This is a genomic window from Pseudoalteromonas sp. SaAl2, from assembly GCF_052947895.1.
The window spans coordinates 1,507,896-1,523,351 of the sequence record NZ_CM129605.1 but is presented as its reverse complement, the minus strand read 5'-3'; the positions used below and the strand labels follow the sequence as shown (position 1 = coordinate 1,523,351).

The window sequence follows — 15,456 nt, the reverse complement described above, 5'->3', positions numbered from 1 at the left end:
TTTAGGTTGCACTTATGTTTACTCTCACATTGCCAAAGTTTATGACATCTATATCAACACGCTCTTTTATTGAAAATAAACGCATGGTGTTGCCTCTGATTTTACTTATCTGTTTGGCCTACTCCCCTTTTCGCGACATTACGCTTGCAGCAATGAGTGATGCATTTTTTCAAGTCAGCGTGTTTGTCGCTGCTACGCTTTTTATTTACTACTACTTGATTGATAGACTTCCCCAATTAGAATTAGCCTACCTTAATGCTAAATCACCTACGTTAGAAGTTAGTTTTGCCTCTTTTTTAGGCGCTTTGCCTGGTTGCGGTGGCGCCATCATCGTGGTAACTCAATTTACAAAAGGACAAGCTAGCTTTGGCTCTATAGTCGCTGTGTTAACAGCCACCATGGGCGATGCAGCCTTTTTGTTACTCGCAACTAAACCAACTGAAGGTTTGCTAATAATGCTTATTGGATTAAGCGTTGGTGTGATCAGCGGTAGTTTAGTGAATTACTTTCATAAAAGTGACTTTTTAAAGCCAGAACACCAAGATGTAGAACATCAATACAAGTGCCAGCCAAGTAAAGCTATCATTTTTAGTAAATCAATCTGGAAAGTAATATTAATTCCGAGCCTTATTATTGCGTTACTCATCGCACTCAATGTTGATTTTGCACAATTTGGCTCAGGATTAAATGATAAAATAACAATTTTTGGTGCTGCAATGGCATTATTTGCAGTAATCACGTGGGCTTTTTCATCTCAAGGTCGGAGCTATCAAGACATCACCTGTGAAGAAGAATCTAGCCAACCGCCTTCTAAGCTCTATAAAGTTTTACAAGACACGCATTTTGTTACGGCCTGGGTTGTGGCGTCTTTTATGTTGTTTGAATTATTGGTTACTTTTGCTGGTGTTGACCTCAAAGCGTGGTTTTCACATTATGCCTACCTTGCTCCTCTTATCGCTGTACTAATAGGCTTCTTACCTGGTTGTGGTCCACAAATCATTGTTACTACATTATATATTCAGGGTATTATTCCGTTTAGTGCCTTGGCCGCAAATGCTATTTCTAATGATGGCGACGCCCTATTTCCTGCAATAGCAATGGCACCAAAAGCCGCACTTATTGCAACCTTCTACTCAGCGATTCCTGCAGTACTGGTTGGTTATGGCTTATTTTTTTATGGTGTGTAAAGCAGATATAAAAAAGCTCAACAATTACGTTGAGCTTTTTTATTAAGCGTTAGCTCATTGCCATCATCATTTTAGCGGGTTCTTCTAAATACGATTTCCATAGATTATTAAAACGAGCAATAGTGCCCCCATCAATAACACGGTGATCGCCAGACCAACTTATCTGCATAATCGCTTTACTGATCACGTTACCTTTATCATCAAAGCGAGGTAAATACTGAAGTTTACCTAACGCAACGATCGCTACTTCTGGTTTATTGATAATAGGCGTTGCCACAGTCCCACCTATTGCGCCAATATTAGAAATACTGATTGTGCCACCTTTTAAGTCATCAGGGCTAACACGACCGTCTCTAGCAGCATCAGTTAAGCGTGTAACAGCATTTGCAACATCAATAATACTCTTATTTTGGCATTGCTTGATATTAGGCACTAAAAGACCAATTTTAGAATCAACGGCCATGCCAATGTTATGGTCGTTAAAATAGGTTAATTCAGTACACTCATCATTTACTTTAGAGTTTAGTACCGGGTATTCTTTCATAGCTAACGATAGCGCCTTAATAAAAAACGGCATCATCGTTAATTTAATGCCCTGCTGCTTGTATTGTTCTTTCAACGAGCTACGTAAAGCAATTAAATCAGTTAAGTCTATTTCATCACAAAAAGTAAAGTGTGGAATGCTACTAACAGAGGCAACCATCTGTTTAGCCATGGCAGCTTTAATCCCTTTAATGGGCTCAACACGTGTGTTTTCATTACTAACGGCCGCTGTATTGACCACAGGTGCGTTAAGCTCAGATGTATCAATAGTATTTGGTACTTCTGAATTTACAAATTGCTCTATGTCTTCTTTATAAATACGGCCGTTTTTTCCGCTTCCTGGTACGCACGTTAAATCAACATCCATTTCACGCGCTTTTCGACGTACAGCAGGCGAGGCAACGGCCTTTTTATTCACAACCTGAGTACTAACATTACACCTTGGTGCAGCTGGTGTGTGCTCTTTGGCGTTGGACTGCGCTTTAACAACAGCGTCATTCACATCAACCTGGGGTTGGCCACTACCTGCAATGCTCATTTGAAAAAGCGGACTATGAACTTGAGCAACATCCCCTTTTGCATAGTATAGCTTATGAACTGTACCAGTATATTTAGCAGGAATTTGTACCAGCGCTTTATCTGTCATTACATCACAAACAGCTTGGTCTTCTTCAATGTGCTCGCCTTCTGCGACTAACCATTCAACAATTTCACACTCAACAATTCCTTCACCTATATCAGGTAAAATAAAATCTTCTAATTGTTCAGAGCCATTATTTGCTAGGTTTGTTGGTTGCTCAACTGGTTGCGAGCTCGCTTCACCTGCAACATCCATCGCAAATAAAGGGGCATGTACAGCCGCGATATCACCTTTTTGATAATACAACTTGGTAATTACGCCATCATGAACGGCGGGGATTTGTACCAACGCTTTATCTGTCATTACATCACAGATAGGTTGATCTTCAGCGACTGTGTCACCTTCACTAACGAGCCACTCAACAACTTCGCATTCAACAATGCCTTCGCCAATATCGGGTAAAATAAAATCTTTTGCCATGATAACTCCTAAAATTCGACCGATTGCTTAATGGCAGCAAGTACTTTTAATGCATCTGGCACGTATTCTTTTTCAAGTGCCAACGGATAAGGTGTATCAAGTCCACACACACGTAGGATTGGAGACTCTAAATGTAAAAAGCATTCTTGCTGAATCGTTGCCGCGATCTCGCTACCAAAACCGTTAGTGACTGGTGCTTCATGGCTTATTACTAAGCGCCCTGTTTTCGTAACTGACTGCGCAATTGTCTCAACATCCCAAGGTAATATGCTGCGTAAATCTATCACTTCACAGCTAATACCTTGCTCAGCAGCTTGTTTTGCTGCCTCTTCGATAATTTCCATTTGTGCACCCCAAGCAAGTAATGTTACATCACTTCCTTGCTCAACAACCTCAGCTTTACCAAGCTCAATGCTGTAATCTTCTTCAGGTACTTCACCTGTAGATGCACGGTATAAACGTTTAGGCTCAAAGAAAATAACCGGGTTATCGTCTTTAATAGATGCACGTAATAAACCTTTAGCTTGGTATGGGTTACGAGGCACTACAATTTTTAAGCCTGGGGTATGAGCAAAATAAGCTTCTGGAGATTGAGAATGATATAACCCCCCTGCTATACCACCGCCGTAAGGCGTGCGTATGGTTAAATTACCCACATTAAATTCATTACCACTGCGATAACGGAATTTAGCTGATTCATTGACAATTTGATCAAATGCAGGAAAAATGTAATCGGCAAATTGTATTTCTGCAAGCGCTGGCGCGCCAAATGCAGCAAGGCCATTAGCAAAGCCCATGATACCTTGCTCAGTCAATGGGGTATTAAAAACACGATGCTGACCATACTTTTCTTGTAACCCTGACGTGGCACGAAACACGCCACCAAAATAGCCCACATCTTCACCAAAAATACAGGCTTGCGGATGCTCTGCCATCGTAATATCAAGGGCTGAATTAATTGCATGTAACATATTCATTTTAGCCATTACTTAATTCTCCCCGCAGTGACTGGATAGGCATCAGGATGTTGCTTAATATGCGTTTTTAATTGCTCATATTGACGTTGTAATGATGGTATTGGCGTGTCGTATACATCAGAAATCAACTCTTCTAATGCTGGCTTCTCAATCACCTCTGCACGTTTTAATGCAGCAAGAATGTCTTCACGAATTAGTTCTTTCGCTTTTACATCGTCTTCATCATTGAGCCATTCTTGTTTTATTAACCACTTACGAAAACGTTCGATTGGGCAAGCCTGATAGTTAGCTTCTTCTGCTTTAGAACGATAACCACTGGGATCATCCGATGTTGAGTGAGCACCTAAGCGATAGGCAATTGATTCGATTAATACCGGTTCACCTGTTGATGTTGCTATTTCTCGCGCTTTTTGAGTTGCCGCAAATACCGCTAATGCATCGCCGCCGTCAACTCGAATGGTTTTAATACCATAGCCAACACCACGAGAAGCAATGCCATCACCTTTAAACTGCTCATCTGCTGGGGTAGAGATAGCATAGCCATTATTACGAGCAAAAAGATCACCGGGGCTTTATGCACAGCAGCCATATTTAAACCTGCATGAAAATCACCTTCAGAGGCCGCCCCTTCACCAAAGTAACATATAGTGACATTGTCGATATTACTTTTTAGCTCACCAGTTTTAGCGTCAACGTGCTTAATTTTTTGACCATAAGCGTAACCCGTTGCCTGCGGTATTTGGGTACCTAAAGGCGACGAAATAGTCATATAGTTCAATGCTGCACTGCCATAGTGAATCGGCATTTGACGCCCTTTACCTAAATCAAGTTCATTTGAAAACATTTGATTCATAAACTGGTCGAGGGTGAAACCACGATAATGCAATGCTGCTTGCTCACGGTATTGCGCCATGATCATATCATCTTGATCCAGTGCTGCTGCTGAGGCTGTAACCGCAGCTTCTTCACCTAAACATTGCATATAAAAGCTAACGCGGCCTTGGCGTTGTGCTGCTTGCATACGTTCGTCAAGCGCACGGATAAAACGCATTGTTTCGTATAAGCGAATTGCTGTGTCTTTATCAATATCGGGTGCACAAGCACCGCTGTGGATATCGCCATCCTCGGTTAATATACTCAAGGTTGGAATATTTAAGGCATGACCATCAATAAATGTAAGTTCATGGCTAATATTCTGCGATACGTTATTTGGGTTACTCATAACCTACCTTCTTCTGTTGTCGAGAAATACAGTGCTAAATTAGGTAACCTAAGATCAGGTTAATTATTATTATTAGTAATTTTTGCTAGGTTAATCTTTGCAAAAATTGCACTGTAATTAAATTAAAGCTGCCAACACTTTACGTTAACGTAAAATGTTATTCAACTAATCATAGACGAATGATTGATAAATGACGAGAGAGGGACTGGAAAGTTAACTATACAATATAAAGTGATATTTAAAATCATATAGTTAACTAAAATACTAGACTGAAATTAATTAAAATTCTCATTAATTTCAAGGGGAACAACGGTTAATAATGCACGTTGGCCTAGTGCTACATCTGCATTTGGAAAAATAATTGCTTCCCCATCTACATCTGCGTAATAACAGGTCTGACCATCTTTGGCGAGTAATTCGCCTTTCGCAAAGCCGGTAAAATTAACGGCATCATCAGAAAATGGAAAAGAAAAATCCTGCTCCGTGCGATTAATTGAACGATGGACAGAGAACAGCTCAAAATCATCTGCATTAAATTGCTTGTAGTTAACTTCATTTTGAGTAATTAATGCAATTAATGTATCTTTAGTTTTGGCAAAGCGAGACATATCATTTTCACCAAAAGGTTTAACCTGGCCCTAGTTCTACGGTGAATGAATCTGCGCCATGTACATAAGACGAGTAATAACTGAATGTGGTAGCGGCAGACTTCATCATCAATACAGTATTTACACCACAACTGAGTAAAAACTGTAGCTGAGATTTTTTCCACGGTTTACCATGCAAAAAAGGATACACTGCAAATTTGTCATTTTTCGAACCTCGTATCGCAGTATGTAAATCGTAATGATAGCGTTCACGTTGTTGACCACCACGATTATAAAAATCTGTCACGTACTGTTCGAGTTTTGCTGCCCGTTTTCGTTCATTATTCATAGGTATACCATCAACTGTATGATGGCCATTAAATAAACGGTTTAAGTTTTCTTCTACAAATCGTTTGCCAATATTAATTGATTGCGGATTACCGTAAATAAACAAAACCCTTTGTGCGAGTGTAAGTTTACCGCTGATAATACTTTTAATTAGCGCATCACATATTTCAATTGGAGCTGTTTCATTTCCATGAATAGCACTTGATAGTACAACGTCTTTTGTGGTGTCGCATGTTGGTTGGAATTCGATAACCCCTGTATCATGTACATTTACTTTAGTACCGTTAGACAAGGTGAATTCACCTGGGTCTAAGTGCCATTCATTTTTTCGGCTTAATGTGAGGAAGTCCCCTGAGGTGTGTAATTGTTCAATATAATCTGATGTGGCTGACATGTGCATCGCCTTTTGTGTGGAGTAAATACAAAAACGGCTGATCAAGTCAGCCGTTTATACAACAAATTTTTAACTTAGCTAATTACAGAATCAACTAGCTTTTTTAGCTTCTTTTTCTAGTAAGGCTAAGTGCTCTTCACCTTTAAAAGATTCTAAATAGATTTTATAGATATCTTCTGTACCCGATGGACGTGCTGCAAACCAACCGTTTTCAGTCACAACCTTAAGGCCGCCAATAGCAGCATTATTACCTGGCGCGTGCGTTAATTTTTGTAAAATTGGCTCACCTGCTAATGTATCCGCAGTGACATCTTGTGCACTTAAAGCTTTTAAACGCTGCTTTTGTTGTACCGTTGCTGGTGCATCAATACGCTTATACAAAGGCGTACCAAATTCTTGCTCAAGCTCTTTATAAAGTGCTGATGGCGTTTTACCTGTGACTGCTAGAATTTCTGCAGCAAGTAACCCCATAATAAAGCCGTCTTTATCTGTATTCCATACCGAGCCGTCAAAACGCAAAAATGACGCGCCTGCACTTTCTTCACCACCAAATGCGAGTGAACCTTCGTTTAAGCCCTCTACAAACCATTTAAAGCCAACTGGTACTTCTTTAACGTGACGATTATTACGTTCAACTACGCGATCTATCATCGCACTTGAAACTAAAGTTTTGCCGATTTGAACATCACTAGACCAATTACGGTGGGTAAGTAAATAATCTATCGCAACGGCTAAGAAATGGTTTGGATTCATTAAACCATCTGGGGTTACAATGCCATGGCGGTCATAGTCAGGGTCGTTACCAATGCCAATATCAAATTTATCTTTTAGCGCGATTAAATTTGTCATTGCATAAGGAGAAGAGCAATCCATGCGAATTTTGCCATCTTTATCTAGCGGCATAAAAGCAAAACGCGGATCAACACTTTCATTTACGACTGTTAGGTCTAAATTAAATTTCTCTGCAATTATTGGCCAAAAGTTAATCCCTGAACCACCAAGTGGATCAATGCCAACTTTCACTTTTGCTTGAGCAATTTTAGCAACATCAACTACATTGACCAAGTCGGCAATATACGGTGTCATCAAATCTTGGTACTTTATAAAACCCGAGTGCGATGCTTTAGCAAACGGGAATAACTCGACTTCAACTAGGTCTTCTAATAACAACTTGTTGGCTCTGTCTTCAATCCATTTCGTTACGTCGGTATCTGCCGGACCACCATTAGGTGGATTATATTTGAATCCGCCATCTTCAGGTGGATTGTGAGAAGGCGTCACCACAATGCCATCAGCTAATTCATGTGGGTGGGTTTTATTATGACAAACTACCGCATGACTGATCACTGGTGTTGGGGTGTAATCGTCATTTTCTTGAGTAATTACTTGAACTTCGTTAGCAACTAATACTTCAATTGCAGAGTTATAAGCGGCTTCACTTAGTGCATGGGTATCTTTCCCTAAAAAAAGAGGACCGAAGATATTATTTTGCTTTCTGTAATCGCAAATAGCTTGGGTAACAGCAAGGATATGAGATTCATTAAATTTCACATCGTAAGAGCAACCACGATGCCCTGATGTACCAAACGCAACACATTGCTCTGGATTTTGTTCTAAATCTGGCTCATTTAAATAATAAGCCGACACTAATTTTGGTACGTTTACTAAATCAGATTGAGTTGCAGCTTTACCTGCACCTGGATGAATCGCCATTACATTTCCTTATTAGTTATAAGTAATCTCTAATTTGTTCTGCTTGTTCGGCATTGTAACCCAAGCCAAGCGCCACTTCGTGCAACATCATTTTCTTTCGTGTTGTATTTGAATTTGTCATGACCCAATATTCACTGTCAGTGATATTTTTTGGATTCATGCTACTTCCACTATTGACTAAATCTTCTTTACTAGTAGCAAAATAGACACGGTCACGGCCTTGAACATCAAGAACTGCTGAAAAATCGTCTTTGTGTGTACGGTGTAATGCAGACAGAATAAATAAAAATCGCCCAACTACGCCCTTTTGCATCGCAAGCTCTTCTTTATTGAGTACATTAAAGACACTAGCGTTTTTTTGCTTCATTTTTGTGACTGGCTTTGTTGGAGCGTCTTCAGTTGTTGCCTGTACGGCAGTTTTATCACTTTGCGATGTAGCATCAACCTCTGCGTGGGCCTGCTCAACGTTGTCAGTTGTTTGTTCAATATCGCCGTTAAGGTTTAATAAACGACGTAAAATAGTTGATGCACTTTCGCCAATACTTTGCGTATTACTCGCAATGTATTGATACAACTCGTCGTCTATGTCAATTTTTTTCATGTTATTCCTGTCGTTACGGGTCATATTTTTTCATTCAGCTTGATTATACCCAAAGCTGATTTAATTCTCTATGTTTTGCAATTTGTTATTTCACTAGGCAAACTAAGCACACTTTTATTGGAGACCACAATGCTATTAAATTATAAACAATCGGGCCAAGGTTTGCCTGTTATTCTTATACATGGTCTATTCGGCTCACTTGAGAACCCGAATGTCATTGCAAATTCACTGGCTGACAATTTTCTCGTTATCAACGTAGACTTGCGTAACCATGGACGCTCACCACACAGCGAAACTATGGACTATGCGAGTATGAGTCAAGATATAGTAGACCTTATGCAGCATTTAAATATAGATAAGGCACACTTTGTTGGCCATTCTATGGGTGGTAAAGTCGCTATGCAAGTAGCTCATTTATATCCTGAAAAAGTCAGCCGTTTAGTCGTTCTCGATATTGCACCGGTTGCTTATCAAGCTCGCCACACAAGTATTTTTAAAGCCCTTAATAATGTAGCTAATCAAGCAATTAATGATAGAAAACACGCTGACTCTATTATGCAAGAAGATATTAGCGAACTTGGCGTACGCCAGTTTTTGCTTAAAAGCTTAGCAAAAAATGAGCAAGGCGCTTTTGCTTGGCGGTTCAATTTAGCGGCTTTGAACAATAAATATGAAAATATTTTATCAGATATTAAAGCAAATGATTCTTGTTTATGCGATACTTTGTTTATTAAGGGTAATGACTCTGATTACATATTGCCTCAGTATAAAGAAGCAATTATGGCTCGCTTTAAAAATGCGAAAGCGAAAATTATTCACGGCGCAGGTCACTGGCTGCATGCACAAAAGCCTCAAGCCGTGAATAAAGCAATCAGTGATTTTTTACTTGCCGACTAGGCCAAATTTAATCACGTGTTTTTGATCAAGCACACTAAATTATTACGATTTAGTGTGCTATAGTACGCGCCGTTTAATTTAAAGGTTATACGTTGATGGTCAGTCAGTTAATTAACGAATTTGATACCCTTGGGTTGTATTTTGGCTTAGCCGGTGTGTTCTTTTTTATCGGTATGGCTATTCAAGATGTACTAAAACGAGGCAGTGTGCCTAAATTTGGTCGTTATATAGTATGGCTTGTACTCTTTTTAGGCTGTTCTGGTTTTATTGCCAAAGGACTTATTCAAGTGTTTTGGCAAGGCGCAGGTGTAGGATAACTAACCATGGCTAAATCAGAAACAGACAGAACAACGCTCGATTTATTTGAATACGAAAAACGCCCAGGCAGGCCTAAAACGAATCCCCTTCCACGGGACATTCAGTTAAAGGTAAATAAACGTAATCAAATAAAAAGAGATAAGGCACGTGGTTTAAAACGTGTTGAATTTAAAGTTTCATCACAGCTTTATCAGGCGTTAAGTGATATGGCCGATGCACAAAATATTAGCCGCAGTGCACTGATTGAAACGATTTTACAAGAAAGATTGGCTATTGATAGATAAAAGGTTTTAAATTCATGGCAAGTGTAGGTATTTTTTTCGGTAGTGATACAGGTAACACAGAACACGTAGCTAAAATGATCCAAAAAGAATTGGGTAAAAAGCTTGTGGCTGTTCATGATATTGCGAAAAGCTCAAAAGAAGAGATCGCAGAATTTGATTTAATCTTATTTGGCATCCCTACCTGGTATTATGGTGAAGCGCAATGTGACTGGGATGACTTTTTCCCTGAACTTGAAGAAATAGACTTTGATGGCAAACTTGTTGCTATTTTTGGCTGTGGTGACCAAGAAGACTACGCTGAGTACTTCTTAGACGCGATGGGCATGATTAACGATATTGTTACTGAACGTGGTGCTATCGTTGTTGGCCATTGGTCAACAGAAGGCTATGACTTTGAAGCATCTAAAGGCATGGCTGATGATAACCACTTTGTTGGTTTAGGAATTGACGAAGACCGTCAACCCGAATTGACAGAGCAACGTGTTAAAGCATGGTCTGCCCAAGTTTACGAAGAAATGTGCTTAAGCGAACTTGCTGACTAACAAATTGAAAAAGCGTCAAATGATGCTTTTTAATTATACTTTTGTTTAGCAATTAAGCTTTCAGATACTTTATTGAAATTGATCTTTGCACTTAAGCGTTTAGCACGTTATTCTAAGCGTTGCTAATGTGTCGTGCACATCTTTTTTAAGGTGTACTAGTATAACCAAATTAAAATTGAGACAGATTTAATGACTGATCACAACTTGGAATTAAAAAAAGCCGGTTTAAAGGTAACTTTACCGCGTATTAAAATTTTAGAGATTTTGCAATCTCCAGATAACCAACACATCAGCGCTGAAGATGTTTACAAAATTCTTTTGGATCTAGGCGAAGAAATTGGTCTTGCTACGGTTTACCGTGTTTTGAACCAATTTGATGATGCAGGTATTGTTTCTCGTCACCACTTTGAAGGTGGTAAATCAGTATTTGAACTATCTGGCAGCACTCACCATGACCACCTAGTTTGCTTAAAGTGTGGAAAAGTTGTTGAGTTTGAAGATGACTTAATTGAACGACGTCAGGTTGAAATCTCTGAAGCAAATGGTATTAAGCTTACTAACCACTCTCTTTACCTTTACGGCGAGTGTACTGATACTGAGGCGTGTAAAGCTTTTGCTGACAGCCAATAATATAGATTTATAAGTAATAAAAAACCTGCTAAAAGCAGGTTTTTTTGTATCTATTATTTTTAGAGCAGAATTACTTCTGCTCTATTTTAGCCCATGAATCACGAAGACCCACTGTTTGATTAAACACTAAGGTTTCAGACTTAGTATCTCGGCTAAAGTACCCTGTTCGCTCAAACTGAAAACCTTGAGCTGGCGTAGCTTTTGCAAGTGATGGCTCAAGCTTTGCGTTAGGTAAAACAACTAGAGATTCTGGATTTAGTGTAGTTGCAAAATCTTCAGCAGCGGCTGGATTTGGTACACTAAATAAACGGTCATATAAACGTACTTCAGCTGTCAATGCTTCAGTTGCGCTAACCCAGTGGATCACACCTTTGACTTTACGCCCATCACTTGGATTTTTACCAAGTGTTTCAGGATCATAGCTACAATATATAGCTATAATTTCACCATTTTCATCTTTTTCAACACGGTTCGCTTTGATCACATAAGCACCGCGTAAACGCACTTCTTTATCAAGCACTAAACGTTTAAATTTATTGTTGGCTTCTTCACGGAAGTCTTCGCGTTCAATATAAAGCTCACGTGTGAAAGGCACGTCACGACGACCCATTTCTTCCTGATTTGGGTGATTAGCAACAGATAATATCTCTTGCTCACCATCAAAGTTTTCGATAACAACTTTCACAGGATCTAGAACAGCCATTGCACGTGGCGCGTTTTCATTTAGATCTTCACGAATACAGGCTTCAAGCATGCCCATCTCAACCATGTTTTCTTGCTTAGTTACACCAATTCGCAAACAAAACTCGCGTATTGAAGCTGGTGTATAACCGCGACGACGAAGACCGGCTATTGTCGGCATACGTGGATCGTCCCAGCCTTCTACGTGCCCGTTTACCACTAAGTCATTTAACTTACGCTTAGACATAATCGTGTATTCGAGGTTTAATCGTGAAAACTCAATTTGTTGCGGATGACATTCTAGACTGATGTTATCAAGTACCCAATCATATAGGCGACGATTATCTTGGAACTCTAATGTACACAAAGAATGAGTAATACCTTCAAGCGCATCTGAAATACAATGCGTGAAATCATACATTGGGTATATACACCACTTGTCAGCAGTTTGATGGTGATGCGCAAAACGAACACGATAAATAATTGGATCGCGAAGCACCATAAATGAGCTTGCCATATCAATTTTAGCGCGTAATACACATTCACCCTCTTTAAACTCACCATTACGCATTTTTTCAAATAACGCGAGGTTCTCTTGCGGTGATGTATCGCGAGTTGGGCTATTTTTACCAGGCTCTTTTAATGTGCCACGGTATTCACGGGCTTGATCTGCCGTTAAAAAGCACACATAAGCCAAGCCTTTTTCAATTAACTCAACCGCATAACCATATAGGGCATCAAAATAGTTAGATGAATAATTGATTTCACCATCCCATTGGAAGCCTAACCACTGCACGTCTTCTTTTATTGAATTTACATAGTTGATGTCTTCTTTTTCTGGGTTAGTATCATCAAAACGTAAATTACACAGACCGTTATAATCTTGTGCGATACCAAAATTTAAACAGATCGATTTTGCATGGCCAATATGTAAGAAACCATTAGGCTCTGGTGGAAAACGCGTATGCGTGGTCGCATGCTTTCCTGATGCTAAATCTTCATCAATACGGGTTCTAATAAAATTACTTGGGCGATTCTCAATTTCCGCCATAGGAGTACAATCCTCACATAAGTGCATGGTTACAAAACTACTGCATTATTACAAAAACAACCGTTAACATACAGTAAAACATGTGGGTTTATTACATATATACCCAAGCAACCTCACAAAGTGACACAGGGTTTAAAAATTGGGCTATAAATTGTTCTAGCGCAATAAAAAAGTCATTCAAACAAGTTAAAGTGGCGCCATTAACGAAACAATATTAGGGAATAAATATGGCTTCATTATCGCAACATCGCGTGTACATACCAACGAGTGCACGAGCAAATCAATATATACTTGCTGAATTTAAACCAAGCAATAAACTCTACTCACAGTTTGAAACGCCGCGGCAATGCTATGAGCGAATCGCAAGGCAGCTATTTGCTCTATGTGATGAATATGAGCTGCACAATGTTCATCTAATCGCCAACGATAAATTACCTGTCGTTAGATTTCACGAAGAATCCTATTGTTTACAAACAAATAAGCAAATATTGTTTTTCTATAACCCTCGTTATCACGAAGCGCATAAGTGTTTTTATGACACTGAGCAAGCAAGTACAAAAATTCGCCTACTATTTTTAGCAACCGGTGATGATTTACGTGCTAACAGTGCTATTTTTCATAATAATGTGAAGAAGGTATTAGACACTTTGCAAGAAAGTATTCTTGATGGCGAGGAACAATTTAAACTGCGTGACCATCAGCATTTAACTTACGATCTATTTGCTAAAGCGAAAGGTCACAAAGAAAGCTACGGCTACAAACTACGAGGCTTATATCAACGCTACCAAAGTCGTCATTGTAGTTTACCCGAACACCATAATGAAATGACCTACGCGACCTTTAAAATTCCTGTGACTCGCACCATTAAAACCCAATTTCAACATTTACTGAACAAGGGAGACTACACCGAGTTTTATGAGCATTTCTACAGTGAATTTATAAACGCGTGTGAAGCTAAGCAGTTGAATATTGCAGCCATGGTGGCTAATGGCAGTATGCCCATAATTCGAAACAGTAAGATTGACAAAAATGACAGTAATTGTGAACTACAAAAGTTAAGCTTTTCGACCAATGAACAAACCTGTCAGTTTAGTCATTACTTTCTAAAGAACAAGCTTGTTGAAACCATGCATTTTATTATTGTAGCCAATGAAAACGATGAGCAAGGCATTGGTCATGGCCGTTTTATGAATAAGGTAGAAAGTGTTATTCGTAATATGGTTGAGCCTCTTGCGATTAATAAAGAGCGTCAAGATATCACTGTGCGTTTCTTTCAACATATCAGCTATTATCAATAGCAAATAATTCATAACAGCAGTTTTGCTGCACCCATAAAAAAACCCCAAATAGTTGGGGTTTTTCTGCAAGCTTATTTAGCTTAGTTATTACGTTGCGCGTCTTTTTGTGCTTTTTTGGCTTCTTTACGTTTTTGTAAAACAGCCTGCGCTTCATTACCTATATGCCCTTCGCCACGCGCTTGCGCTAATTCAATTTGCTTTTGACGTTCAGCAAATCTCGCACGTTGTTCATCAGTCACATTATCAATGCAATGATGGCACGAAACCCCTTCCATGTACTCAGGTTTTAGTTTTTCTTCTTCAGTGATCGGCATACGACACGCATGACATTGATCGTATGAGCCTTTTTGTAAATCATGATCAACCGCTACGCGATTATCAAACACAAAGCATTCACCTTGCCACATGGTCTCTTCTTTTGGTACTTCTTCAAGATACTTCAAGATGCCACCTTCAAGGTGGTATACATCATCAAACCCTTGCTCTTTCATATACGCAGTTGATTTTTCACAGCGAATACCGCCAGTACAAAACATAGCTACTTTTTTATGTTTTGTTGGGTCGAGGTTTTCTTTTGCCCATTGTGGGAATTCACGAAATGTTTTTGTATTTGGATCGACTGCGTTTTCAAACGTGCCAATTTCAATTTCATAATCATTACGGGTATCAACAAGAATAACCTCAGGATCTGAAATTAGCGCATTCCAGTCTTTTGGTTTAACGTAACTGCCAACCACTTTAAGTGGGTCTACCCCTTCAACACCCATAGTGACAATTTCTTTTTTTAATTTCACTTTGGTACGGTAAAACGGGCATTCATCGTCATAAGACTCTTTAGACACGATATTGTCTAAATTAGGTTGGCTATCAAGCCAAGCGAGTAAATTATCAATGCCTTCACGTTTAGCCGCAACTGTACCATTAATGCCTTCGGCAGCAATTAACAACGTACCACGTACATCGTTTTTCTCCATTACATCAAGTAAAGGTTGGCGAAGGGCTTCATACTCAGGCAGAGCAACAAATTTGTAAAGTGCACACACAACAAAGTGCGCGCTAGTGACATTATCTTTATGAATGGCAGTCATGGACGTTCCTAATTTTGCTTTTTGATAACCGAATC

Annotated in this window: 12 protein-coding genes and 3 pseudogenes; 7 read left to right on the top strand and 8 right to left on the bottom strand. The window is 39.3% G+C overall.

Going from position 1 to position 15,456, the window contains the following annotated elements:
* The first annotated feature begins 14 nt into the window (after positions 1-14).
* Complete coding sequence (locus ACU8V8_RS07460) at positions 15-1,187, top strand: putative manganese transporter (RefSeq protein WP_446889327.1); 1,173 nt, start codon at positions 15-17, stop codon at positions 1,185-1,187.
* Between the two features lie 49 nt (positions 1,188-1,236).
* Here ACU8V8_RS07460 and ACU8V8_RS07455 read toward each other — a convergent pair whose 3' ends face one another.
* From ACU8V8_RS07455 to seqA, 6 genes and pseudogenes are all read right to left on the bottom strand, one after another.
* Positions 1,237-2,790, bottom strand: coding sequence for a dihydrolipoyllysine-residue acetyltransferase (locus tag ACU8V8_RS07455; RefSeq protein WP_446889326.1), 1,554 nt, complete (start codon positions 2,788-2,790; stop codon positions 1,237-1,239).
* 8 nt (positions 2,791-2,798) lie between these two features.
* Positions 2,799-3,776, bottom strand: coding sequence for an alpha-ketoacid dehydrogenase subunit beta (locus ACU8V8_RS07450; protein ID WP_446889325.1), 978 nt, complete (start codon positions 3,774-3,776; stop codon positions 2,799-2,801).
* A pseudogene (locus ACU8V8_RS07445) lies at positions 3,776-4,989 on the bottom strand (thiamine pyrophosphate-dependent dehydrogenase E1 component subunit alpha). The gene ACU8V8_RS07450 and the pseudogene ACU8V8_RS07445 overlap by 1 nt, the downstream one beginning before the upstream one ends.
* 275 nt (positions 4,990-5,264) lie before the next feature.
* Positions 5,265-6,318: pseudogene (astE, locus tag ACU8V8_RS07440) on the bottom strand (succinylglutamate desuccinylase).
* 74 nt (positions 6,319-6,392) lie between these two features.
* Positions 6,393-8,031, bottom strand: a pseudogene (gene pgm / locus ACU8V8_RS07435) (phosphoglucomutase (alpha-D-glucose-1,6-bisphosphate-dependent)).
* A 16-nt stretch (positions 8,032-8,047) separates the two neighbouring features.
* The gene (seqA, locus tag ACU8V8_RS07430) at positions 8,048-8,632 is read right to left on the bottom strand and encodes a replication initiation negative regulator SeqA (RefSeq protein ID WP_446889324.1); all 585 of its coding nucleotides are present in this window, start codon (positions 8,630-8,632) and stop codon (positions 8,048-8,050) included.
* Between the two features lie 129 nt (positions 8,633-8,761).
* Between seqA and ACU8V8_RS07425 the strand changes: the two genes are divergently transcribed.
* From ACU8V8_RS07425 to fur, 5 genes are all read left to right on the top strand, one after another.
* Entirely contained in the window at positions 8,762-9,529 is a 768-nt protein-coding gene (locus ACU8V8_RS07425; protein WP_446889323.1) for an alpha/beta fold hydrolase, read from the top strand.
* A 95-nt stretch (positions 9,530-9,624) separates the two neighbouring features.
* A complete protein-coding gene (locus ACU8V8_RS07420) occupies positions 9,625-9,846 on the top strand; it encodes a DUF2788 domain-containing protein (RefSeq protein ID WP_256826032.1) in 222 nt (73 codons plus the stop codon).
* 6 nt (positions 9,847-9,852) lie between these two features.
* Positions 9,853-10,131, top strand: coding sequence for a LexA regulated protein (gene ybfE / locus ACU8V8_RS07415; RefSeq protein WP_058558703.1), 279 nt, complete (start codon positions 9,853-9,855; stop codon positions 10,129-10,131).
* Between the two features lie 14 nt (positions 10,132-10,145).
* A complete protein-coding gene (gene fldA, locus ACU8V8_RS07410; protein ID WP_087532186.1) occupies positions 10,146-10,673 on the top strand; it encodes a flavodoxin FldA in 528 nt (175 codons plus the stop codon).
* 189 nt (positions 10,674-10,862) lie between these two features.
* On the top strand, positions 10,863-11,303 hold the full coding sequence (gene fur, locus ACU8V8_RS07405; protein ID WP_087532187.1) for a ferric iron uptake transcriptional regulator: 441 nt from the start codon (positions 10,863-10,865) through the stop codon (positions 11,301-11,303).
* Positions 11,304-11,373: 70 nt separating this feature from the next.
* On the opposite strand, the gene glnS is transcribed toward fur, so the two are convergent.
* Positions 11,374-13,035, bottom strand: a complete 1,662-nt coding sequence (gene glnS / locus ACU8V8_RS07400) for a glutamine--tRNA ligase (RefSeq protein WP_446889322.1) — start codon at positions 13,033-13,035, stop codon at positions 11,374-11,376.
* A 227-nt stretch (positions 13,036-13,262) separates the two neighbouring features.
* Between glnS and ACU8V8_RS07395 the strand changes: the two genes are divergently transcribed.
* Positions 13,263-14,333 carry a DUF3083 family protein gene (locus ACU8V8_RS07395; protein WP_446889321.1) on the top strand — a complete coding sequence of 357 codons (1,071 nt, stop codon included), beginning with the start codon at positions 13,263-13,265 and terminating at the stop codon, positions 14,331-14,333.
* Positions 14,334-14,413: 80 nt separating this feature from the next.
* Here the strand turns inward: ACU8V8_RS07395 and trhO are convergent, their stop codons facing one another.
* The gene (trhO, locus tag ACU8V8_RS07390) at positions 14,414-15,421 is read right to left on the bottom strand and encodes an oxygen-dependent tRNA uridine(34) hydroxylase TrhO (RefSeq protein WP_446889320.1); all 1,008 of its coding nucleotides are present in this window, start codon (positions 15,419-15,421) and stop codon (positions 14,414-14,416) included.
* Positions 15,422-15,456 lie beyond the last annotated feature (35 nt).

Coding starts and splice junctions, on each gene's coding strand:
- glnS (WP_446889322.1), bottom strand. CDS start 13,035: ATGGCGGAAATTGAGAATCGCCCAAGTAATTTTATTAGAACCCGTATT.
- ACU8V8_RS07425 (WP_446889323.1), top strand. CDS start 8,762: ATGCTATTAAATTATAAACAATCGGGCCAAGGTTTGCCTGTTATTCTT.
- ACU8V8_RS07395 (WP_446889321.1), top strand. CDS start 13,263: ATGGCTTCATTATCGCAACATCGCGTGTACATACCAACGAGTGCACGA.
- ACU8V8_RS07450 (WP_446889325.1), bottom strand. CDS start 3,776: ATGGCTAAAATGAATATGTTACATGCAATTAATTCAGCCCTTGATATT.
- trhO (WP_446889320.1), bottom strand. CDS start 15,421: ATGACTGCCATTCATAAAGATAATGTCACTAGCGCGCACTTTGTTGTG.
- ACU8V8_RS07420 (WP_256826032.1), top strand. CDS start 9,625: ATGGTCAGTCAGTTAATTAACGAATTTGATACCCTTGGGTTGTATTTT.
- seqA (WP_446889324.1), bottom strand. CDS start 8,632: ATGAAAAAAATTGACATAGACGACGAGTTGTATCAATACATTGCGAGT.
- ACU8V8_RS07455 (WP_446889326.1), bottom strand. CDS start 2,790: ATGGCAAAAGATTTTATTTTACCCGATATTGGCGAAGGCATTGTTGAA.
- fldA (WP_087532186.1), top strand. CDS start 10,146: ATGGCAAGTGTAGGTATTTTTTTCGGTAGTGATACAGGTAACACAGAA.
- ybfE (WP_058558703.1), top strand. CDS start 9,853: ATGGCTAAATCAGAAACAGACAGAACAACGCTCGATTTATTTGAATAC.
- ACU8V8_RS07460 (WP_446889327.1), top strand. CDS start 15: ATGTTTACTCTCACATTGCCAAAGTTTATGACATCTATATCAACACGC.
- fur (WP_087532187.1), top strand. CDS start 10,863: ATGACTGATCACAACTTGGAATTAAAAAAAGCCGGTTTAAAGGTAACT.